The 22,011-nt window shown below is 73.5% G+C and carries 14 protein-coding genes; 9 read left to right on the top strand and 5 right to left on the bottom strand.

Going from position 1 to position 22,011, the window contains the following annotated elements; all coding sequences use genetic code 11:
* The first annotated feature begins 369 nt into the window (after positions 1 to 369).
* Positions 370 to 1,263 (top strand): helix-turn-helix transcriptional regulator, encoded by an 894-nt coding sequence (locus GCU69_RS30890; RefSeq protein ID WP_156207853.1) that lies wholly within the window; start codon positions 370 to 372, stop codon positions 1,261 to 1,263.
* Positions 1,264 to 2,026: 763 nt separating this feature from the next.
* The gene (gene dusB / locus GCU69_RS30885) at positions 2,027 to 3,316 is read left to right on the top strand and encodes a tRNA dihydrouridine synthase DusB (protein WP_156207852.1); all 1,290 of its coding nucleotides are present in this window, start codon (positions 2,027 to 2,029) and stop codon (positions 3,314 to 3,316) included.
* A gap of 891 nt (positions 3,317 to 4,207) precedes the next feature.
* Here dusB and GCU69_RS30880 read toward each other — a convergent pair.
* The 4 genes from GCU69_RS30880 to GCU69_RS30865 all read right to left on the bottom strand — a co-directional run bounded on the left by GCU69_RS30880 (position 4,208) and on the right by GCU69_RS30865 (position 9,562).
* Positions 4,208 to 6,175 carry an amylo-alpha-1,6-glucosidase gene (locus GCU69_RS30880; RefSeq protein ID WP_156207851.1) on the bottom strand — a complete coding sequence of 656 codons (1,968 nt, stop codon included), beginning with the start codon at positions 6,173 to 6,175 and terminating at the stop codon, positions 4,208 to 4,210.
* On the bottom strand, positions 6,175 to 7,629 hold the full coding sequence (locus tag GCU69_RS30875; RefSeq protein WP_107644973.1) for an MGH1-like glycoside hydrolase domain-containing protein: 1,455 nt from the start codon (positions 7,627 to 7,629) through the stop codon (positions 6,175 to 6,177). The genes GCU69_RS30880 and GCU69_RS30875 overlap by 1 nt, the downstream gene beginning before the upstream one ends.
* Positions 7,626 to 8,426: a sugar phosphate isomerase/epimerase family protein gene (locus GCU69_RS30870; RefSeq protein ID WP_098754790.1), complete on the bottom strand. Its 801-nt coding sequence runs from the start codon at positions 8,424 to 8,426 to the stop codon at positions 7,626 to 7,628. Before GCU69_RS30870 ends, GCU69_RS30875 begins: the two co-directional genes overlap by 4 nt.
* Before the next feature lie 89 nt (positions 8,427 to 8,515).
* A complete protein-coding gene (locus GCU69_RS30865) occupies positions 8,516 to 9,562 on the bottom strand; it encodes a zinc-dependent alcohol dehydrogenase (RefSeq protein ID WP_098754789.1) in 1,047 nt (348 codons plus the stop codon).
* A gap of 152 nt (positions 9,563 to 9,714) precedes the next feature.
* Between GCU69_RS30865 and GCU69_RS30860 the strand changes: the two genes are divergently transcribed.
* The 7 genes from GCU69_RS30860 to GCU69_RS30830 all read left to right on the top strand — a co-directional run bounded on the left by GCU69_RS30860 (position 9,715) and on the right by GCU69_RS30830 (position 20,286).
* Positions 9,715 to 11,115: an ABC transporter substrate-binding protein gene (locus GCU69_RS30860; protein ID WP_156207850.1), complete on the top strand. Its 1,401-nt coding sequence runs from the start codon at positions 9,715 to 9,717 to the stop codon at positions 11,113 to 11,115.
* Positions 11,116 to 11,158: 43 nt separating this feature from the next.
* Positions 11,159 to 12,136, top strand: a complete 978-nt coding sequence (locus GCU69_RS30855; RefSeq protein WP_098754787.1) for a carbohydrate ABC transporter permease — start codon at positions 11,159 to 11,161, stop codon at positions 12,134 to 12,136.
* Positions 12,136 to 13,002: a carbohydrate ABC transporter permease gene (locus GCU69_RS30850; RefSeq protein ID WP_098754786.1), complete on the top strand. Its 867-nt coding sequence runs from the start codon at positions 12,136 to 12,138 to the stop codon at positions 13,000 to 13,002. The genes GCU69_RS30855 and GCU69_RS30850 overlap by 1 nt, the downstream gene beginning before the upstream one ends.
* A gap of 135 nt (positions 13,003 to 13,137) precedes the next feature.
* Positions 13,138 to 14,382, top strand: a complete 1,245-nt coding sequence (locus GCU69_RS30845) for an ROK family transcriptional regulator (RefSeq protein ID WP_098754791.1) — start codon at positions 13,138 to 13,140, stop codon at positions 14,380 to 14,382.
* Positions 14,383 to 14,531: 149 nt separating this feature from the next.
* Positions 14,532 to 15,476, top strand: coding sequence for a Gfo/Idh/MocA family protein (locus GCU69_RS30840; RefSeq protein ID WP_156207849.1), 945 nt, complete (start codon positions 14,532 to 14,534; stop codon positions 15,474 to 15,476).
* 506 nt (positions 15,477 to 15,982) lie between these two features.
* Positions 15,983 to 18,769, top strand: a complete 2,787-nt coding sequence (gene ppdK / locus GCU69_RS30835; RefSeq protein ID WP_156207848.1) for a pyruvate, phosphate dikinase — start codon at positions 15,983 to 15,985, stop codon at positions 18,767 to 18,769.
* 497 nt (positions 18,770 to 19,266) lie between these two features.
* Positions 19,267 to 20,286, top strand: a complete 1,020-nt coding sequence (locus GCU69_RS30830) for a helix-turn-helix domain-containing protein (RefSeq protein ID WP_098751806.1) — start codon at positions 19,267 to 19,269, stop codon at positions 20,284 to 20,286.
* Between the two features lie 406 nt (positions 20,287 to 20,692).
* Here the strand turns inward: GCU69_RS30830 and GCU69_RS30825 are convergent, their stop codons facing one another.
* Positions 20,693 to 21,844 (bottom strand): alkaline phosphatase PhoX, encoded by a 1,152-nt coding sequence (locus tag GCU69_RS30825; protein ID WP_098751810.1) that lies wholly within the window; start codon positions 21,842 to 21,844, stop codon positions 20,693 to 20,695.
* Positions 21,845 to 22,011 lie beyond the last annotated feature (167 nt).

Genomic DNA, 22,011 nt, shown 5'->3' with positions numbered 1-22,011 from the left:
ACGGTCACCACTGCCCGGGCCGGCCGGTGTGCCGCCGGGCCGGAGCACCCGGGGGCGCACCTCGGCCCGGGAGCGCGGAAACGGTGCGGTTCCGGGGCGGGCGGACGGAGGCCGGGCGGCCTCGGGCCCGGCGGACGGAGGCGGTGTGGCCCCGGGGCGGGCGGACGGAGATGGTGCGGCCTCGGGGCGGGCGGGCGGAGGCGGTGCGGTTCCGGGGCGGGCGGACGGAGGCGCGGTCGGGGTGGTGGCTGTCATGTGTTCACTCACCCGGCCGACGATCCCCGCACCGCGAGACGGGTACCAGAGCGTGCTGATCCTGGTATCGGCACCACCTGGCAACCGGCTGCGGGCGGCAGCACACTGGGAGGCATGAGCCTCACCAGCACAGCGGGTGCCGCGCCGGCGCCGTCCGCGCCGCCCGCCGGGAGCGAGACCCGGCGCCGCGAGCTCGCCGCGTTCCTGCGCAGCCGCCGGGAGCGCATCGCGCCGGAACAGGCGGGCCTCGTCCGCGGCCCCCGCAGGCGCACCCCGGGCCTGCGCCGCGAGGAGGTGGCCGACCTCGCCGCGGTCGGGGTCACGTGGTACACGTGGCTCGAACAGGCGAGGGACATCCATGTGTCCGCCCAGGTTCTCGACGCGATCGCCCGCGCGCTCCAGCTCGACCCGAACGAGCGCGCCCATCTGTTCGTGCTCGGCGGCGCGGCCGACCCGGCGCCCGGCAAGGACTGCACGGGGGTCACCGAGGGCGTACGGGCGATGCTGCGCCAGCTCGAGCCGTTCCCGGCCTCCGTGCAGAACGCCCGGTACGACATCCTCGCCTACAACCGGACCTACGGGCAGCTGTTGTGCGACCTCGACGCGCTGCCGTACGAGGAACGCAACTGCATGTGGCTGGCGTTCAACAACGCCGAGTGGGCCGCCGCCCTCGTCGACCGGGACGAGGCCGTGCGCGCCATGGCCGCCAAGTTCCGCGCCGCGATGGCCGAGCACATCGCCGAGCCGGCCTGGAAGCATCTGCTGGGGCGGCTGAAGCAGTCGGCGGAGTTCCGCGAGATCTGGGAGCGGCACGAGGTGCTCCAGGCGGGCAACCGGACCAAGCGTTTCCGCAGCCGGCGGGTCGGGCTGCTGCACCTGGAGCACACGGCTCTGTGGGCCGGACCTCGGGCCGGGACCCGCATGATCACCTACGTACCGGCCGACCCCGAGTCGGCCGAGCGGCTGCACCGCCTGCACGCACTGGTGGGCGGCGGCGCTGCGGACTGAGCGGTGTCCGGTGGGGTTCGGTGGGGGGTTCGGCGGGGCGCCTGGTGCGGCGGCCTGGGGGGCGCTCGGTGGGGGCGCCGTCTGGTGCGGCCGTCTGTGGGCGCTCGGTGGGGTGGGTGTGGTGTCCGGCGCGTGGATTCGGTGAGGCGCTCGGTGGGGCGGGCGCGGTGTCGGTGCGGTCGGCGTGGTGTCCGGTGCCGTAGGTGCGGGTTCGGTTCCGTGTCCGGAGCGGGGCCCGGTGCGGGGTGCAGTGCCGTCCCCGGCCACTGCGTGCGGGGGACGGAGGCGTCCGGCTCCCGGCGCACGGCGGGCAGCGGCACGTTCAGCGCAGTGTTGTCGAGGCTGACGATCAGCAGGTTGGTGCGGCAGATCACCGGCACCGGCAGCCGGTGTCGGTGGCTCGGCCCGGACATGGTTGAGCGGTACAACTATCGGGGTGCGGGGGCGGGCGGGGGTGCGGGACAATGGGGAGGTTGTCCGTTGTCGTCCGGCCGTTGTCGACTGTTTCGCCGTCCGTTGGCTGCCGTCCGCTGTCTGCTGCCGGTTTTCGGTTGTTCGGTTGTCCGTCGGGCGTCGGTCGGCTGTCCGCCGTCGGGCCGGGGCGCTCGCGCGTCGGGCCCGGGCGTTCGTGGCGCGCCGTCCCCGTCCGCCGGGCGGACCGCGGTGCCCGCGGACGGACTGCGGCGTCCGTCGTGCGGGCTGCGGCGTCCGTCGTCGTACGGTGTTGACGGTCCCCCCTATCGAACCGAGGAAGCACGTCCCCATGACGCAGTTGCAGATCGGCCCGCACGCCGTGTGGCCGCCCGTGGTGCTGGCCCCGATGGCCGGGATCACCAACGCGCCCTTCCGCACCCTGTGCCGGGAGTTCGCCGACGGTGTGCGGGGCTTCGGCGGCCGGGCGCCGGATGTCCCGGCGGCGCCCGGTGCGGCCGCGGTGCCGGGCGCGCCGGATGTGGCCGCGGCGGACCCGCCGGGCGCGTCGGATGTGCCCGATGCGGCGAACCCGCCGGGCTCGCCGGGCGCCGCCCCGGCCGTCCGCAAGGGGCTCTTCGTCAGCGAGATGATCACCACCCGGGCGCTCGTCGAGCGGGACGCCAAGACGATGCGGCTGGTCCACTTCGACGCGCGCGAAAAACCCCGCTCGATCCAGCTCTACGGAGTCGACCCGGCGACCGTCGGCAAGGCCGTCCGCATGATCGCCGACGAGGACCTGGCCGACCACATCGACCTCAACTTCGGCTGCCCGGTGCCCAAGGTCACGCGCAAGGGCGGCGGCTCCGCCCTGCCGTACAAGAGGCCGCTGCTGCGGGCCATCCTGCGGGAGGCCGTCTCGGGAGCCGGCGCGCTGCCGGTCACCATGAAGATGCGCAAGGGCATCGACGACGACCACCTCACCTACCTCGACGCGGGCCGGATCGCCGTGGAGGAAGGCGTCACCGCGATCGCCCTGCACGGGCGGACGGCGGCGCAGCACTACGGGGGCACGGCCGACTGGGACGCCATCGCACGGCTCAGGGAAGCCGTCCCCGAGATCCCCGTGCTGGGCAACGGCGACATCTGGTCGGCCGAGGACGCGGTGCGGATGGTGCGGGAGACCGGCTGCGACGGAGTCGTGGTCGGCCGCGGCTGCCTGGGCCGGCCGTGGCTGTTCGGCGACCTGGCCGCCGCCTTCGAGGGCACGGGCGCCCCGGCCGCGCCCACCTTCCGCGAGGTCGCGGCCGTGATGCGGCGCCACGCCGAGCTGCTGGGGGAGTGGCTGGAGGACGAGGCGCGCGGGGTCGTCGACTTCCGCAAGCACATCGCCTGGTACACCAAGGGCTTCTCGGTCGGTTCCGAGATGCGCAGGCGGCTCGCGGTCTCCTCGTCACTGGCCGAACTGGACGAGCTGCTCGGCGCGCTGGACGGGGACCAGCCCTGGCCGGCGGGGGCGGACGGTCCGCGCGGCCGGACCTCCGGGCGCGACCGTGTGGTGCTGCCCGAGGGCTGGCTGGACGATCCGCAGGACTGTGCGGGGCTGGGGGCGGACGCGGAGCTGGACACCTCGGGCGGTTAGCCGAAGGGGTCCGCTTGTGCGGGTGTGCGGGTGTGCGGGTGTGCGGGTGGCACCGGGTGCGCGGGTTGCGTGGGGTGTGCGGGTGGGCCGGGTGCGCGGGTTGCTGGGTGCTTGGGTGGCACCGGGTGCGTCGGTGTGCGGGTGCTTGGGGCACCGGGTGCGGTGGTTGCCCGGGTGCTTGAGGGCCACCGGGTGCGTGGGTCTGCGTGCCTTCCCGGGTGCGGGTGTGCGTGAGTGCGTGCGCGGGTGTGGAATCGGCGGGCGGGGTCGGGTGAGCCGGTAGCCGGTTCGGTGTGGGTGCCGGGGCCGGGCCCTCCGGGAGGGGGGTCCTCCACCGCATATTTACGGCCGCGTGAACCGGTATCGGAGGGCTGCACCCGTGGTGGCGGCCACAAATACACGTAAGCGTGGAGGACCCCCCTCCCTGCGGACCCGTCCCCTCCCGCCGTCGCTCGGCTGCGGTGCTCGTCGGCCGGGGGTTCGGGGTCCGGGGGTGGTTCGCTCGTCCCCCGTCCTGTCCCGTCTACGCCTGCCGTGGTTCGGCTGTGGCGTGTCCATCGAGGGGCCCGGGGCTGGGGGCGGTTCGCTGTTCTTCCTTGCGGGCCTGTCCCCTCCCGCCGTTGCTCGGCTGCGGCGCTCGTCGGCCGGGGTTCGGGGTCCGGGGGTGGTTCGCTCGTCCCCCGTCCTGTCCCGTCTACGCCTGCCGTGGTTCGGCTGTGGCGTGTCCATCGAGGGGCCCGGGGCCGGGGGCGGTTCGCTGTCCCCCGGCCCTCGGCTGCGGCTCTCGTTCACCGAGGGGCCTGTCGGGGCGCTGGCACCCGTCCTGTGGTCCCGTCCCCTCCCGCCGTTGCTCGGTTGCCGCGTTCGTCCGTCGAGGGGCCCGGGTCGGGTTCACAGTCCGGGGGCCGGGGGTTCGGGGTTCCGGTTCGGGGGTGGCGGGTGCTCGTCCGGGGGCGTTCGCAGGGCCGTGAGCAGTGCCAGTGGGGTTGCGGCCGCCCAGGCCTGGGGAGAGCAGGCGTGGGGGTACGGGACCGGGGACGGGTGGGCGTCCCTGCCGTAGCCGGCCAGGACCTCCGGGAGGCGCCAGTCGTGGTGCGCGGCGGTGTCGACCAGGGCGCGGGCCAGGGTGCGGACCTCCTCGTGCAGCCCGTAGCGGGCGAGGCCGAGCGCGATCACGGCGTTGTCGTGCGGCCAGATGCCGCCCCGGTGGTACGACAGCGGGTGGTACGCCGCCTGGCCCGCGGCGAGGGTGCGTACGCCCCAGCCGGAGAAGAAGTCCGGTTCCAGCAGCCGTCGGCCGACCGCGCGGCCGCGTTCCCGGTCGAGCAGGCCCGACCACAGCAGGTGCCCGGCGTCCGAGGCCAGTGCGTCGGCCGGGCGGCCCGTGCCGTCCACGGCGAGTGCCGGGAAGTCCTGGCCGGGCGGGAAGAAGTCCTGGTGGAAGCGGGCCCGCAGGGCGTGTGCGGCCGCGTCCAGCCGGTCCGCGTACGCCGGGTCCGACCAGACGGCGCGAGCCAGCCGGGCGGTGCGCAGCAGGGCGTCGTAGGCGTAGCCCTGCGCCTCGGCGACCGCGATCGCGCCCCGGGCCTGACGGCCACCGGTGTCGCAGATCGCGCCGGGGGAGTCCTTCCAGTTCTGGTTGGCGAGGCCCTCGCTGTCGGCCCGGTAGACGAGATGGCCCCCGTCGTCCAGGTGCCGGAGGATCCAGCCCGCGGCGGCACGGGCATGGCGCTCCAGCCGCCGGGCGAGGGCCGGGTCGCCGGTCTGCCGGGCGTGCGCGTCCAGCAGCACCAGGAACAGCGGGGTGCTGTCCACCGAGCCGTAGTAGCGGCCGTACGGCACCTGGCCGAAGTGCGCCAGTTCGCCGTGACGGATCTCGTGCACGATCTTGCCGGGTTCCGCGACGCGTGCCGGGTCCGTCTCCGTCGCCTGGGTCGCGGCGAGCGCGGCAAGTGTGGCGGCGGCCGTGTCCGGGTGGTACGGCAGGGCGAAGAACGAGGTCAGCAGGGCGTCGCGGCCGAAGAGGGTGAGGAACCACGGGACTCCGGCCGCGGGGGGTTGCACTTCCTCGCCGTCCGGGCCGGTGGCCGTGGTGCGGAGCACCGCGAGATCGGCGAGCCCGCGGGCGCAGGCACGGGCCAGTTCCGGCCAGTCGGCCGGGTGCGGGGCGGTTCCGGTGAACGCGGCTGCCGCTGCCGTCGTTTCGGCCGCGGCGGCCGCCGGGCAGGCCGGGGCCGGGGCGGGGGGCGCGGCGCCGTGGGGGAGGGCTGTGACGCGGAGCGTCAGCTCGGCCTCGCCGTGCGGCGGGAGGTCCAGCTGCCAGTGCAGTGTCCGGTTGTCCGCGGTGGCGGGTGCCGGGTGCGCGGTGACCGTGGTGCGGGAGTGCCAGGTGCCGCGCCGGTAGTCGAACTCCAGGCCGTCCGGGCGGGTCCGGCGGGTGCGGCGGCCGTCCCCCTTGTCGTACGTCCGGTCGTCGGAGCGGAGTTCGAACTGGTCGGCGAAGTCGGCGTCCACTGTCAGCGCCGGGCGGGCCGTGCAGGGCTCGGCGCGGTTGTTGGTGAACCGGAGCCGTTCCACGAGCGCGCCGGCCGCCACCGCCTGTTCGCGGACGACGGTGTACGGGGGCGGCTCGCCGCGGCCGGCGGGCGGGGTGAGGATCGCCGTGGCGAGCGCGTCGTCCGTGCTCATCGGTACCAGGACGGCCGGGGCCTCGCCGTCCAGGGTCAGCTGCCAGCGGCTCAGATGGCGGGCGTCGCGCAGGAACAGCCCGTCCGGTGAGGTGCCCCGGACGCCGGTGATGTCGCCGGCGGGGTCCAGGAGGGCGAAGGTGCCCAGGCGGACCAGCGGGTGATGGCTCATCAGGTCTCCCGGGTGTGGACCAGTGCGGGTTCGCGGTCCGGTGTCTGTGCGGGCGGGCCGGTGGAGGTCAGCAGGTCGAGCGCGAGCGCCGCCGTCCAGCTGAAGTCCCGGGCGCCGCGGCCCCGGCCGGTGTGCGGGTCGACGTACTCGGCGAGCGACGAGGAGTCGGCCGCCGAGAGGATCGCGGTGCGCAGCGCGTCGGCGCGCGCCTCCCGGCCGTACTGGCGCAGGCCGCGTTCCAGCAGCCAGTTGACGTTGAACCAGGCCGGTCCGCGCCAGTAGCGCTTGGCGTTGAACGCCTCGCCGCACAGGTCGTAGCTCGGCACCAGCCGTACGTCCGCGGAGCCCAGCCCGAAGTGCCGCCCGGTGGCCGTCCGCAGCAGGGCCGTCACGACGTCGTCCGGCAGCCCCGGCACGATCAGCGGCAGCAGCCCGGCGGCGCTGCGTTCGGGGACAAGGCCGGACCCGGCGGAGCGCAGGTCGCGGCAGAGGAACTGGCCGGCCTCCGCGTCCCACAGCCGCTCCAGCAGGGCCGCGGTCAGCCGGGCGGCCCGTTCCCGGTGCCCGTCGGCCGCGGCCGGCGGGCCCGCCTCGGCCGCGATCGACGCGAGGGCGTGCTCGGAGGCGATGAGCAGCGCGTTGATGCCGGGGTCCTCCACCGCGAAGGAGTGCGGTGCCTCGGCGTCCCGGTAGCGGGCGTCCCGGTACTCGGTCGCCAGCCGGACGTACCGGCCGTAGTCCAGATCGGTGGGGCGGTCCTCGGCGGCGCCGTGGTCGAGGTCGGCGCGGCGGAAGGTGTCCGGCGCGGCGGGCTCGATCCGTGCCAGCGGGCGGTCCCAGCACGGGCTGTTGTCCATGCCCGGCTCCCACGGGTGGACCGCCGCCACCAGGCCCCCGCCGCCGAGGTCGCGGCGGTCGGTGAGATAGCGGTGCCAGGCCGCAAGCCGCGGGTACAGCCGCCGCAGGAAGCCGCGCCGCCGGGAGGTCTCCGGGTCGGCGCGGTGCACCAGCCAGGCGGCGAGCGCGTGCACGGGCGGCTGCACGATGCCGGAGGTCTCGGTGGCCGCCGGGGCGCCGGCGGCGGCACCGGCCGAGGACGAGCGCCAGAAATCGGGGCTGGGGAAGTACGCGCCGAGGGGCACGGCCGGGTTGAAGACGATGTGCGGTACGCGCCCGTCCTCCCACTGCGCGGTGAACAGCGTCTCCAGCTCGCGCTGGGCGCGCAGCACCGACAGATGGCGCAGCCCGATCGCGATGAACGCCGAGTCCCAGCTCCACTGGTGCGGGTACAGGCCGTGCGAGGGCACGGTGGAGGCCCCCGTCCAGTTGCGCAGCAGTACGCCGCGCGCGGTGCGGCGCAGCGCCACCGGGTCGGCCGGCGGGCGCTGGCCCGGGATACGCCCGAGCACGCCCGCCGGGCCGCCCGGCCCGGCAGCGGGTTGCGGCAGCGTCATGCGGCGGCCCGCCGCAGGAAGGACGGAACGGACCGGACGGCCTCGGCCGGGTCGCCGGTCAGCCGGCACTCCAGCGCGAGGTGCCCCCGGTACCCGGCGGCGTCCAGCGCCCCGAGCCAGGCGGACCAGTCCAGGTGCCCGGCGCCGGGCTGGAACCGGTTGGAGTCGCTGACCTGGGCGTGGCCGATGTAGGGGGCCGCCGCGACGATCGCCGCCGCGGGGTCGGCCTCCTCGATGTTCATGTGGTAGCTGTCGATGCCGATCCGCACCGAGTCCAGGCCGACGGTGCGGATCAGACCGGCTGCCTGCTCCAGCCGGTTGACCATGTGGTCCTCGTACCGGTTGAGCGGCTCCAGGAAGAGCGTCACGCCCTCGCGCCGCGCGTGCTCGCCCAGTTCGGCCAGCCCGGCGAGCAGCACCTCGCGGTCGGCCGCCTCGTCGCGCGGCGGGGTGAAGGGCGGCAGCCGGCGGGAGAACATGCCGTACGAGGCGGGCGTCTGCGCGCCGGTGCCGCCGATTTCGGCGATGACGGACAGCTGCGACTTCATCTGTTCGATCGCGTCGCGCCGCAGCTCCTCGTCGAACGCGCCGAAGAAGTGCAGCATGTCCACGCACACCGTCGGCATCACCACCCCGTCGGCGCGGGCGCGGCGCAGCTCCGGCAGCCGGTCGCGGAAGTGGAAGTCGCCCTTTCCGCGCAGCTCGACGGCGTCGTAGCCCGCGGACACCGCGAACTCCCACTTCTGTTGCAGGGTGTCGCCGGGAAGCAGTTGTTCCTGGCAGGCGGTCGTGAACATGTGTCGGGGCCTCTCCGAGGACGCAGCTCGGGGTCCGGCGGGCGCGCGTCGTCGCGGGGCCCCGCCGGGCCCGGTCGGATGGGTGGGGGTCAGAATTCCAGGACGATCTGCAGCGCCTCCTGGGGGCGTTCGTCCAGCAGGACGTAGGCCTCGGCCGCCTCGTCCGCCGGGACGACATGGCTCACCAGCGACTTGACGTCCACCCGGCCCTCGGCGACCAGGCGCAGGAAGGTCTGCTGGAGCCGCTCGACGGTCCAGCGTCCCGACAGCTGCGGGGGCACCCCGCCGATCTGCGAGGACACCAACTGCACCCGGTTGTGGTGGAACTCGTCGCCGAGCCGCAGTCCGGTGCCGTCGCCCTGGTAGAAGCCGGAGGCCACCACCCGGCCGCCGGTGGCGACCGAGCGCACCGCCTCGTGCAGCGCGGCGTGGGCGCCGCTGATCTCGACGGCGACGTCCGCGCCGCGCCCGTCCGTTGCCTCCCGGACGCGCTCGGCGACCGGGTCCGCGAGGGCGTTGAGGGTGACCTCCGCGCCGTACTGCCGGGCCGTTTCCAGGCGGTTGTCGAGCGTGTCGACGGCGGTCACCCGGGCGCCGCTGAGCTGGGCGAGCCGGGTGGTGATCAGGCCGATGACGCCCTGGCCGAAGACGACGGCGTCCTCGCCGAGGTGGAGGTCGGCGGCGAGCACGGCGTTGTGCGCGATCGCGCCGACCCGGGCGAAGGCGCCCGCGAGCGGGTCGAGCCCGGCCGGGAGGGTGTGGCCGAGCATCCGCTCCACGGGGACGAGCCCCTCGCTGCGGTGTCCCCAGATGCCCCAGACCAGGTCGCCCACGGCGGGCAGGCCCGGGGTCCCGGCCAGTTCCGGTGAGATTTCCGTCACTTCGCCGACCTCGGAGTAGCCCCAGCCGGCGACCGGATAGGCGATGCCCGCGGCGCCCTCCCGGAACAGCCGGGCCTCGGGGTCCCAGGTGCGGGTCAGATAGGGGTTCGTGCCGCGGTAGGCGGTGAGTTCGGTGCCCGCGGAGATGCCGGAATAGCGGGTGCGGACCCGCAGGTGTCCGGGCGGCAGCGGCTGCGGCTCCCGGGAGGCGATCTCGACCCTGCGAGGGCCCGTGAACTGGACGACGCGTTCCACGACGGCTCCGAACTGGGGGTTGCTCTCGGACTTGTGTCGCGTACAGCCTATGGTTCTGCCTTGCGATAAGACAAAAGTGGTGTTGTGATGCCTGCCACACAGACACAATGCCTGCCATCGAACCAACGGGCGCAAAGGACGGCGTGAAACGCATGCGGACAAGGACGCGAGGGTCGGGAGCGGTGGCCGCCGCACTGGCCACCGTGCTCGGCGCGGGCCTGCTGGCCGGCTGCTCGGGCGAGTCGGACGCCGGGCCGGACAACAAGATCACGGTGTGGTCGCTGGAGAACCTGCCGCCCCGGATGGCGGCGACCGAGAAGGTCGTGGACCGGTTCGAGAAGGAGACCGGGATCACGGTCGAGCTGGTCGGCGTCGCCGAGAACCAGCTCCCGCAGCTGATCATGTCGGCCGCCGCCGCCGGGAACCTGCCGGACGTCATCGGAGCGGTGCCGATCGGCCAGATCTGGCAGATGTACGGCAACGACCTGCTCGACACGGACGCGGCGACCGACATCGTCGACGACCTGGACACCGGCACCTTCGACGACAACGCGCTGAAGCTGACCTCCGACGGCTCCCGGCGCCTCGCCGTCCCCTCCGACTCCTGGCTGCAACTGCTCGTCTACCGCAAGGACCGGCTGGAGAAGGCCGGACTGCCCGTGCCGGACAGCTACGAGGACCTGCTCGGCGCCGCCGCGAAGCTGGACACCGGGGGCCGGGACGGCATCTCGCTGGCCACCGACCCCGGCGACCCCTTCACCCAGCAGAGCTTCGAGAGCCTGGCCCTGGCCAACGGCTGTGACCTGGTGCGCGGCAACGGCGAGGTGGACCTCGACTCCCCGGCCTGCCGCCGGACCTTCTCCGCCTACGACACGCTCGCCCGGAAGCACGGAGCCGGCGGCACCCAGACCGTCGACACCACCCGTGCCACCTACTTCTCCGGCTCCTCCTCGCTGCTCGTCTGGTCCTCGTTCGTCCTGGACGAGCTGGCCGGACTGCGCGCCGACGCCCTGCCCAGCTGCGCGGAGTGCAAGAAGGACCCGGAGTTCCTCGCGGACAACAGCGGGATCGCCGCCACCCTGAAGGGCCCCGACGGCGCGCGGCCCGCCCAGTTCGGCGAGGTCACCTCCTGGGCCGTCACCAGGACCGCGGAGAGCGAGGCGTCCCGGTCCTTCGTCGGCTACATGATGAACGACGGCTACGAGGACTGGTTCGGGATGTCACCCGAGGGCAAGATCCCCGTCCGCACCGGCACCCCGGGCGACGAGCAGAAGTTCCGGGACGCCTGGCGCGGCTCCGAACTCGGTGTGGACCAGCGCAAGCCGATGGACGAGGTCTACCCGGCCTCCCTCCTCGACCAGCTCGCCGACGGCGTCACCAACATGCGGCGCTGGGGCATCACCCAGGGCCAGGGCACGCTGGTCGGCGCCACCAACGGCGAACTCCCCGTGCCCAAGGCCGTCAACGCCATGACCACCGGCCAGCTCTCCCCGGAGGAGGCCGCGCACGACGCGGGCGAGGAAGTCTCCGCCCTGCAGAACTCCCTCAAGTGACCCCGCCGCGCAAGCCCCCCTTCACCCCCGAGGTACGTACACCATGACGAGAGCAGACAGCGGCGCGGAGCGGCGCCGCGGACGGCCCCTGACCGCCCGGGCGCGGGAGAACCGCGCGGGGCTGGCCTTTGTGACACCCACCTTCCTGGTGGTCCTGGTGGTCGTCGTGCTGCCCATCCTGTGGACGGTGCTGCTGGCGTTCCAGAACGCCCGGCTCGTCGACATCCAGGGCATGGGCCTGTTCGGCAACTGGACCCTGGACAACTTCGACAGCGTCTTCGGCTCGCCCGGCTTCTGGACCAGCCTGCTGACCACGCTCGGCTACACCGTCGGCGCCACCGCCGGATCGATCCTGCTCGGCCTGGTGGCGGCGCTCGCGCTGCGCCGGCCGTTCCGCGGCCGCGGCCCGCTGCGCGCCGCGATGCTGCTGCCGTACGTCGCGCCCGTGGTGGCCGTGGCGTTCGTCTGGGAGATCGCGCTCAGCCCGCAGTTCGGCATCGTCAACGAGTGGGGCACCAAGCTCCTGGGCTGGGACCAGCCGATCGCGTTCCTCTCCACCCGGGCGTACGAGGTGAGCGTCCTCGGCATGGAGTTCGAGCTTCCGCTCGCGCTGCTGACCGTCATCGCCTTCGAGACGTGGCGCTACTTCCCGTTCGCCTTCCTTTTCCTGCTGGCCCGCCTCCAGGCCGTGCCGGACGGGCTGGAGGAGGCCGCCACGGTCGACGGCGCCACCATCACCCAGCGCTTCCGGCACATCCTGCTGCCGCAGCTCATGCCCGTGATCGCACTGCTGTCCGTGCTGCGCTTCATCATGACGTTCAACAAGTTCGACGACGTCTACCTGCTCACCGGCGGCGGATCCGGCACCGACGTGGTCGCCGTCCGGGTCTACGAGTTTCTCACCGCCCGCTACGACGTCGGCGCCGCCGCGGCCCAGGCCCTGGTGCTCGCCCTGATTCTCATGGTCCTGCTGGGCCTGTACTTCACGTTCTTCGCCAAGAAGGTGCAGGAGGAAGCCTGATGAGCCGCGCACAGGTCGAGGAACGCGTCTTCGGGGTGCTCCGGTGGGTGGTGATCGCCTTCCTGGCGCTGATCACCCTCGCGCCCTTCTACTACATGCTGCTGCTGTCGGTGAAGCCGATCGACGCGCTGCTGCTGGACCCCGGCAACCTCTGGGTCTCCGCCCGCGACTTCACCCTCGACACCTACCGCGAGGTGCTGAAACCCACCTCCGAGGGCGGTCAGGGCTTCGTCGGGATGCTCACCAACTCCGCGCTGGTCTCGCTCGGCACGGTGGCGCTGACCCTGCTCGCGGCGGTGCCCGGCGCGTACGCCATCAGCCGGCTGAAGTTCTTCGGCGGGCGGCACGTCAGCGTGCTGTTCCTGGCGGTCTATCTCTTCCCCGCCACCCTGCTCGCCGTGCCGCTCTTCGTGATGTTCGCGAAGATGGGACTGCAGGGCAGCCTGGCCGGCCTGGCGATCGTCTACATCGCGCAGACCGTTCCGGTGTCGATCTACATGATGAAGAACTACTTCGTGACCATCCCCCTGAGCATCGAGGAGGCCGCCGCGCTCGACGGCTGCACCCGCCTCCAGGCGGTCCGCAAGGTGGTGCTGCCGCTGGCCCTGCCGTCGCTGATGGCCACCGGGCTGTACATTTTCATGATCGCGTGGAACGAATTCCTGTTCGCGCTGCTCTTCCTCGCCGCGGAGCCCGACAGGTGGACGGTCTCCCTGGGCCTGCAACAGCTCGCGGGCGGGATCGAGGTCTCCAAGACCGTCCTGATGGCGGGCTCGGTGGTGCTGACGATCCCCGTGGTGCTGCTGTTCTTCGCCGCCGAACGGCTCCTCACCGAGGGCCTGACCAGCGGCGCGGACAAGGCCTGAGCGGCGGGAGGGGCCCGGGGCACCGGGCCGGGACGGGGCCGGCACGGTGCCGGAACGGTGAGCGGAGGCCGGTCGGACATGTCCGCGCAACAGGCCGGACACGGCACGACCGGGCGGAACAGCGAGGATGACGGTATGACCGGGAACCAGGCCAGCGCCGGCCATCTGCTGCGCCTCATCCGAGACGGGCGCGCGACGACCCGCGGCGAGCTCCAGAGCGCCACGGGGCTGTCCCGCTCCACCGTCGGCAACCGGCTCGACCAGCTCTTCCGGGCCGGCTGGATCCGGGAGCGCACCGCCCCCGCGGGCAGCTCCACCGGCGGCCGGCCCTCCACCCGGCTGGAGTTCGACCCCGCGCACGCCGTGGTCCTGGCCGTCGACCTGGAGACCCGGCACGGCCGGGTCGCCGTGACCGACCTGACCGGCACGGTGCTGGCCGAGCGGACCGGCCCGGTGCTGATAACCGACGGCCCGGACCGGGTGCTGGACCAGCTCGCGCGCTCGTTCCCGGAGCTGCTCGCGGAGGCGGGCAGCGCCCCGGAGGCCGTCTGCGGCATCGGTCTGTCGGTGCCGGGACCGGTGGACTGGGGGACCGGCGAGGTCGTCCAGCCGCCGATCATGCCCGGCTGGGACCGCTACCCCATCAGGGAACGGATGCGGCAGGCGTACGCCGAGCACGTGGGCGCCGCGGACCCGCGGCACCGGGCCCCGGGCACCGCCGGACACGGGCCGGAGGCGCTCCCCGTGCTGGTCGACAACGACGCCAACCTCATGGCGTACGCCGAACAGCGCGTGCACTACCCCGACTGCGCCGCCTTCCTGCTGGTCAAGGTGTCCACGGGCATCGGCGCGGGGGTCGTCGTGGACGGCGAGCCGTACCGGGGCATCGACGGCGGCGCCGGCGACATCGGCCACATCCGGCTGCACGACCGGCCCGACGCGCTGTGCATGTGCGGCTCGTACGGCTGTCTCGCCGCCGTCGCCAGCGGCCGTGCGCTGGCCGGGCAGCTCACCGCCGCCGGGGTGCCCACCACCTCCGGGTCCGGGGTGCGCGAGCAGCTCGCCGCCGGCCAGCCGGACGCCATCCGGCTGGCCCGGGACGCGGGGCGGCGGGTGGGGGAGGTGCTGGTCACGGTGGTGACCCTGCTGAATCCCGGGGTGCTGGTGATCGCGGGCGACCTGGCCGGGACGCCGTTCACCACCGGCGTCCGCGAGCTGCTGTACCAGCGCGCCATGCCGCGCAGCACCGCTCATCTGACCGTGGCCACCTCCCGGCTGGGCGACCGGGCGGGCCTGGTCGGCGCGGGCGCGATGGTCGTGGAGCACCTGTACGCCCCCGACCGTGCGGACGCCCGGCTCGCGGCCGTGAAACCGGCCTGACCCCTCCGCCTGCACCGGCGGTGAAACGGCCCCGGCCCGCCTCCGCCCCGCCCCTTCCTCCGACTTCCCCGCCCGCCTTCCTTCCGCCTTTCTCCGACTTCTCCTGACTTCTTCCGACTTCGCTTCCCCCCGAGCACGAGAGCCGCCAGATGACGACCCCCGCCTCCCCGTCACCGACAGCCACACCGTCCCCCTCCGCCGCGTACTCCTCCTCCGCCCCGTTCCCGGGCCCGCCCGTGCGCGTCGGCCTCGTGGGCGCCGGGCCCTGGGCCCGCACGATGCACGCCCGGATGCTCGCCGCGGGACCGGAGACCGAGCTGACGGCCGTCTGGGCGCGCCGCCCGGAGGCCGCCCGCGAGGTCGCGGAGACCTACGGGGCGCGGGCCGCCGCCTCGTACGACGAACTCCTCGGCAGCTGTGAGGCGGTCGCCTTCGCCGTGCCGCCCGCGGTGCAGGCCGGGCTGGCGGTGACCGCGGCCCGCGCGGGCCGGGCGCTGCTGCTGGAGAAGCCGCTGGGCCCCGACCTGGACTCGGCCCGTGCGCTGGCCGACGCGGTGGCGGAGGCGGGCGTGGTGTCCCAGCTGGTGCTGACCAAGCGCTACCACCCGGCCACCCGGGACTTCCTGGCCCGGGCGGCCGGGCTGGAGGTCACCGGTGCCCGCTCCTGCTATCTGCACGGCGGGTTCCTCGGGGGTGACCTGGCGACCGCCTGGCGGCTGGAGCACGGGGCGCTGCTGGACCTGGGGCCGCATCTGCTGGATCTGCTGGACACGGCGGCCGGGCCGGTCGTGTCGGTGCGGGGCACCGGGGATCCGCGCCGCTGGATCGAGCTGACCTGCGAGCACGCGGGCGGTGCGGTCAGCCAGGCGTCGCTGTCGGGCGCCGTGAACCTCCCGCGGGTGCGGACCCGGGTGGAGCTGTTCGGGCCGGGCGAGGAACTGGTCTACGACACGGCCGGGCTGGACCACGAGGAGTGCTGGCCGGTGCTGCGCGCGGAGTTCGCCGCGGCCATACGGGCGGGCCGGTCCACGGAGATCGACGCGGGGCGCGGACTGCGGCTCCAGGAGCTGCTGGAGCAGGCCCTCCCGCGGTGACGCGGGCCGTGACCGCGCCCTGAGCACCCCGTGCCGTCCAGGGCGCTGCACCCGGTGCCACAGCACTCGCTCTTATGAGCGGAATGGATCACTGATGTGTCCGGTGGATGAGACCGGGGCGGCAAAAGCGGCGTGATTCTCGCCACCTTGATAAGGGTGCCGCTCAGATGAGCGAAGAAGGTCCTCCTGCATCTCTCCAAGGGATGGCACTGGGTGCCATGGTCGAATCATTCAAACCGGGAAGCTTCCGGCTACGGAGTGTGGGTACCCGGACTGCCGAGCTGCCTCTCCGTAGTGATCAGTTCAACTCTTGAATGGTTCCCGGGCGGGCCTTTGCCGGTCCGGAACTTTCGATCCGGTGGCAGACGAGTGGTTACAGCCGAATGACCGTCAGGTGGACGTACCTACGGACCTTTGATCTGGGTACGCTCCCCGCCGTCAGGGCAGCAAAGCGGCCTCCCCCGGACTGCGTCCGCGGGTACCCCCGACGAGGAGTGCGAGATCCCGTGTCGGAAAACAAAGATCCCCACGTAACCGAGCCCGCGCCGGCGAAGCCCGCCGCGCCGGAGAAGTTCGTCTACGACTTCACCGAGGGCAACAAAGACCTCAAGGACCTGCTCGGCGGGAAGGGTGCGAACCTCGCCGAGATGACCAATCTCGGTCTTCCCGTCCCTCCGGGCTTCACGATCACCACCGAGGCCTGCAAGGTCTACCTGGAGAGCGGCGCCGAGCCGCCCGCCCTGCGCGACGAGGTGAGTGCGCACCTCGAAGCCCTCGAGGCGAAGATGGGCAAGAAGCTCGGCCAGGCCGACGACCCGCTGCTGGTCTCCGTCCGGTCGGGCGCGAAGTTCTCCATGCCCGGGATGATGGACACCGTCCTCAACATCGGCCTCTCCGACGCCTCCGTCGCCGGGCTCGCGGCGCAGGCCGGGGACGAGCGCTTCGCCTGGGACTCGTACCGCCGCCTCATCCAGATGTTCGGCAAGACCGTGCTGGGCGTCGACGGCGACCTCTTCGAGGAAGCCATCGAGGACGCCAAGCAGGCCAAGGGCGTGAAGGTCGACATCGAGCTGGACGCCGCCGATCTGAAGCGGCTCGTGGACCGGTTCAAGGGGATCGTCTCCGAGGAGACGGGCCGGTCCTTCCCGCAGGACCCGCGCGAGCAGATGGACCTGGCGGTGTGCGCGGTCTTCGACTCGTGGAACACCGACCGCGCGAAGCTCTACCGCCGCCAGGAGCGCATCCCCGGGGACCTGGGCACCGCCGTCAACGTCTGCTCCATGGTCTTCGGCAACCTCGGCCCGGACTCCGGCACCGGTGTGGCCTTCACCCGTGACCCGGCGAGCGGCCGGCAGGGGGTGTACGGCGACTACCTGCAGAACGCGCAGGGCGAGGACGTCGTCGCGGGCATCCGCAATACCGTGCCGCTCGCCGAGCTGGAACAGCTGGACAAGAAGTCCTACGACCAGCTGATGGAGATCATGGAGACCCTCGAGACGCACTACAAGGACCTGTGCGACATCGAGTTCACCATCGAGCGCGGCAAGCTGTGGATGCTCCAGACCCGGGTCGGCAAGCGCACCGCCGGCGCCGCCTTCCGGATCGCCACCCAGCTCGTGGACCAGGGCCTGATCGACGAGGCCGAGGCGCTCCAGCGGGTCAACGGCGCGCAGCTCGCGCAGCTGATGTTCCCGCGCTTCGACGACGGGGCCGCCGGCAAGCAGGACCTGCTCGGGCGCGGCATCGCCGCCTCCCCGGGCGCGGCCGTCGGCAAGGCCGTCTTCGACTCGTACACCGCGGTGAAGTGGTCCCGGTCCGGGGAGAAGGTCATCCTGATCCGCCGGGAGACCAACCCCGACGACCTCAACGGCATGATCGCCGCCGAGGGCATCCTGACCTCCCGCGGCGGCAAGACCTCGCACGCGGCCGTCGTCGCCCGCGGCATGGGCAAGACCTGTGTGTGCGGCGCCGAGGAGTTGGAGGTCGACACCAAGAAGCGCTGCCTGTCGGCGGTCGCCGCCGACGGCAAGCGCCGCGTGGTGGTCGAGGAGGGCGACACCGTCTCCATCGACGGCTCCACCGGCAAGGTGTACCTGGGCGAGGTCCCGGTCGTGCCGTCCCCGGTGGTCGAGTACTTCGAGGGCCGGACGCACGCGGGCGCCGAGACGACGAACCCCGAGGGCGACGACCTGGTCAAGTCGGTGCACCGGATGATGGCGTACGCCGACCGGGTGCGCCGGCTGTACGTCCGCGCCAACGCGGACAACGCCGAGGACGCCGCCCGTGCCCGCCGCTTCGGCGCGCAGGGCATCGGCCTGTGCCGCACCGAGCACATGTTCCTCGGCGAGCGGCGGGAGATGGTCGAACGGCTGATCCTCGCGGACACCGACGGGGAGCGCGACGAGGCCCTGGGCGCGCTGCTGCCGCTCCAGAAGGCGGACTTCGTCGAGCTGTTCGAGTCGATGGACGGGCTGCCCGTCACCGTGCGGCTGCTCGACCCTCCGCTGCACGAGTTCCTGCCCGACATCACCGAGCTGTCGGTGCGGGTCGCGCTCGCCGAGTCCCGCAAGGACGCCAACGAGAACGATCTGCGGCTGCTCCAGGCCGTGCACAAGCTGCACGAGCAGAACCCGATGCTGGGCCTGCGGGGTGTGCGGCTCGGCCTGGTCATCCCCGGGCTGTTCGCCATGCAGGTACGGGGGATCGCCGAGGCGGCGGCGGAGCGGCGGGAGGCCAAGGGCGACCCGCGCGCCGAGATCATGATCCCGCTCGTCGGCACCGTGCAGGAGCTGGAGATCGTCCGCGAGGAGGCCCAGCGGGTCATCGCCGAGGTCGAGGCCGCGACCGGTACGGACCTGGCGCTCACCATCGGCACCATGATCGAGCTGCCGCGGGCCGCGCTGACCGCCGGACAGATCGCCGAGGCCGCGGAGTTCTTCTCGTTCGGCACCAACGACCTCACCCAGACCGTGTGGGGCTTCTCCCGCGACGACGTGGAGGCCAGCTTCTTCACCGCGTACCTGGAGAAGGGCATCTTCGGCGTCAGCCCGTTCGAGACGATCGACCGGGACGGGGTCGGCTCGCTGGTACGGAACGCCGTGGAGGCCGGCCGTGCCACCCGCCCGGACATCAAGCTCGGTGTCTGCGGGGAGCACGGCGGCGACCCGGAGTCCGTGCACTTCTTCCACGAGGCGGGCCTGCACTACGTGTCCTGCTCGCCGTTCCGGATCCCGGTCGCCCGGCTGGAGGCGGGCCGCGCGGCGGCCGCGAGCGCGGGCAGCGACAGCCGCTGACGGCGGCACGGAACCACCGGAGGGCTTGCCGGATCCCACCCTCACCCCGGCGGCCCTCCGGCGCCCCCCGGGGGCGGCACCTTGTGCGGAGGTGCCGCCCCCGCTTTTTTGCGCGGCTGTTCCCGGGACATTTCCGGTGCCGTGCCGGCGGCTATTCATCAGGAATTCAACCTGACGGAAGTGCCGTCTTTGCGGACGGCTCGGGGGAGCGGATCGGGTGGTGGGCTCCCGCGGTCCGGAGTTCGCGAACAACCGGACCGCGGGCCTCCACCCCGTCGGGTCCCAAGGGCGGTACCCAGCCGCCCGGAAACGGTCTCCGCACTGCCCCCACGACAGCCTCACAACCGTTTCCCGGACCCGACTGGGTCCAGCATTCCCTTCCGGGGCACCGCACCGCGACCCGTTTCAAGTGTGGCCAAAAGCACGTGGTCACGGACTGTGCCGGAGTGCATACTCGTCGCAGGGAGGAAGGACGGGGGTCACTTGTTGGGGGTTTGGTGCTACGCATCCATTTCACCGGGCGCGATCTCGCCCGGGTGCGGATAGCCGCACGTCCCGACGCGCTGTGGGAAACGATTCTGAGTTTCCACCGGTTGCGGGACAAACGGGGGGCCGCCGTCTTCGGGGAATGGCGCTCGGAGGCCCGGGCCAGATTGAACGATGAAATACGGCTGCTCGCGTCACTGGTTCCGGTGCGCGGATATTTCCCGGACTTTCTGACTCCACCAGAAGGCGTACTCGGTCCGGAGCCCGCGATGGAGGCGCTCCGGGAGACCCCGCCCGCCCGCGTCCGCCGCGACCTCCTGCTGCTGGCCGGCGGCCGCCCGCAGCCCGTGCGCCACCGGGAGCTGGCGGAGGGCAGCCCCGGGGCCATGGGAGCCCTGGTCGGAGCGCTGCGGGCCTACCACCGGGCGGCCGTCGCCCCGTACTGGCCGCACATCCGGGCCCGGGTCGAGGCCGACCGGGCGGCGCGCGGCCGGGCGCTGCTGGACGGCGGAGCGGACCGGCTGCTGGAGTCGCTGCCGCCGGTGATGCGCTGGCGCCCGCCCGTCCTGGAGGTGGACTACCCGGCCGACCGGGACCTGCGGCTGGACGGCCGCGGCCTGCTGCTCGTGCCCTCGTTCTTCTGCCGCGGCACCCCGGTGGCCTTCCACGACCCCGCGCTGACACCGGTCCTGGTCCACCCGGTGCGGCACACCGCCGACTGTGTCGCGGCCGGGCGGCTCCGGCCGTACGGCACGGTGGGGGCGGACATCGGCTCGCTGGGCAAGCTCGTCGGCCAGACCCGGTCGGCCGTGCTGCGCGCCGTCGGCACCGGCTGCACCACGGGCGAACTGGCCTGCCGGGTCGGCGTGTCCGCCGCCTCCGCGAGCCAGCACGCGAGCGTGCTGCGCGAGGCGGGCCTGATCGTCACCCTCCGGAACGGCAGCGCGGTGCTGCACACCCTGACGCCGCTCGGCTCGGCCCTGCTGCGCGGTGGCACGGCCGTCCCGGAGCTGACCGAGGCGGTGCGCTGAACGGTACGCGGCGTGCCCGGCCCGGTGCCGGAGCCTCCGGCACCGGGCCTCCGGGCCTCCGGGCCTCCGGGCCACGGCGCCCGGCTCCGGCTCCGCGCCCGGCTCCGGGCTGAGTGCCGTCTGCGCGTCCCGGGCTCCGGTCCGGCGCCCGGCTGCGCTCCGGCACCGCACCCTGCTTCGGCTCCGTGCCAGGCTCGGGCCCCGCGCCCTGATCCGGGTCCGGGCCCGGCCATGGCCCCGCGCCCGCCCCGGGTCAGGGCGCGCGCGGACCCGCCGCCTCGGCCCGGGAGCGGGGTGCCGGACCGGCCGCCTCCACGGTGCCGGAACCTCCACGGCGCCGGAGCCACCGCCTCCACGCCGACGGGCCTCGCCGCCTCCCGGGCGCCGGACCCCGCCTGGCCCCCTCTCACCCCCGGAACGGCCCCGAGACCTCGTACGTGATGCCGCCCGAGGAACTGCCCGAGGTGCCGCGCTGGCTGGAGAAGTAGAGCCGGCCGCCGTCGGGGGAGAAGGCCGGCCCGGTGATCTCCGAGCCGGACTGGCCGCCGACCCGCAGGAACGGCGCCACCACCCCGTCCGGGGTGATCAGACAGATCTCCATGTCGCCCCCGTCCTCGGCGACGTAGAGGTCGCCGGAGGCCGCGCCGGTGACGTTGTCGACCCCGCTCAGCGGGACGCCGTCGCCGGCGTCGTCGTAGGCCAGTTCGATCGTCTGCGCCGCCGCGTCGTAACTCCACACCCGGTTGTCGCCCTTGGTGGTGAACCAGCAGATCCCGTCGGCGTAGAAGCAGCCCTCGCCGCCGTCGAACCGCTTGGCGCCCGGCACCTGGTCACGGGTGGCGGCCGAGGACGCGGACGGGTCCGGCACGCGCGCCCAGCCCACCCGGCCCGAGGTGCCCGATCCCATGGTCAGCACCTCCAGGGTGCCGCCGGACAGATCGCCCCACGTGGTGGGCCGGAAACGGTAGAAGCAGCTGTCCGGGACGTCCTCGGTGAGGTACACGACCTCGCGGACGGGGTCGGCGGCGGTCGCCTCGTGCTTGAACCGGCCCATCGCGTCCCGGCGGACTGCGGCCTTCCGGCCCCACGGGTCGGTCTCGTACACAAGGCCGCGGTCGACCTCCTCGCAGGAGAGCCAGGTGTTCCAGGGCGTTGCACCCCCCGCGCAGTTCTGCCGGGTGCCGGACAGCACGCGGTACGCGTCGGTGATCTCGCCGGAGGGGGAGAAGCGCACCGCGCCCGCGCCGCCGGAGGGGTTGATCTCGGAGTTGGACACGTAGATCCAGCCGTCCCCGTCGGCGAAGCAGGCGCCGCCGTCGGGGGCGTTGTGCCAGGTGTAGGAGGTTCCGGAGACGGTCCGGCCGGACCGGGCGACGACCCGGCTGCTGAAGCCGTCCGGCAGCCGGATGCCGTTGCCGTCGGCCGTGCCGAGAGGGCCGTAGGGGCCGGTGCCGGGCTGTGCGGGGGCCGCGTGCGCGGCGCCGCGCCACAGGGTGCCGCCCAGGGCCGCGGCCGAGCCGCCGAGCACCGCTCCGCGCAGGAAGGTACGACGTTCCACGGACATCACTCCACCGACGTTGACGCGGCCTCCGGGCCGGGCCGCCGCGGAGGTGTCACGGGTGCGGAAACTAGGCGCGGCGCGTTGACCGGGCGGCAACGAGGAGTGAAGCGCGGACGTCGGGTACGGGGCGGTTGCCCCGTCCGGTGCGGAGCGGCGCCGGGCGG

It is taken from the genome of Streptomyces lycii (genome assembly GCF_009735685.1).
Taxonomy (GTDB): Bacteria; Actinomycetota; Actinomycetes; order Streptomycetales; family Streptomycetaceae; genus Streptomyces; species Streptomyces lycii.
This window is presented reverse-complemented; position numbering and strand designations above follow the sequence as displayed.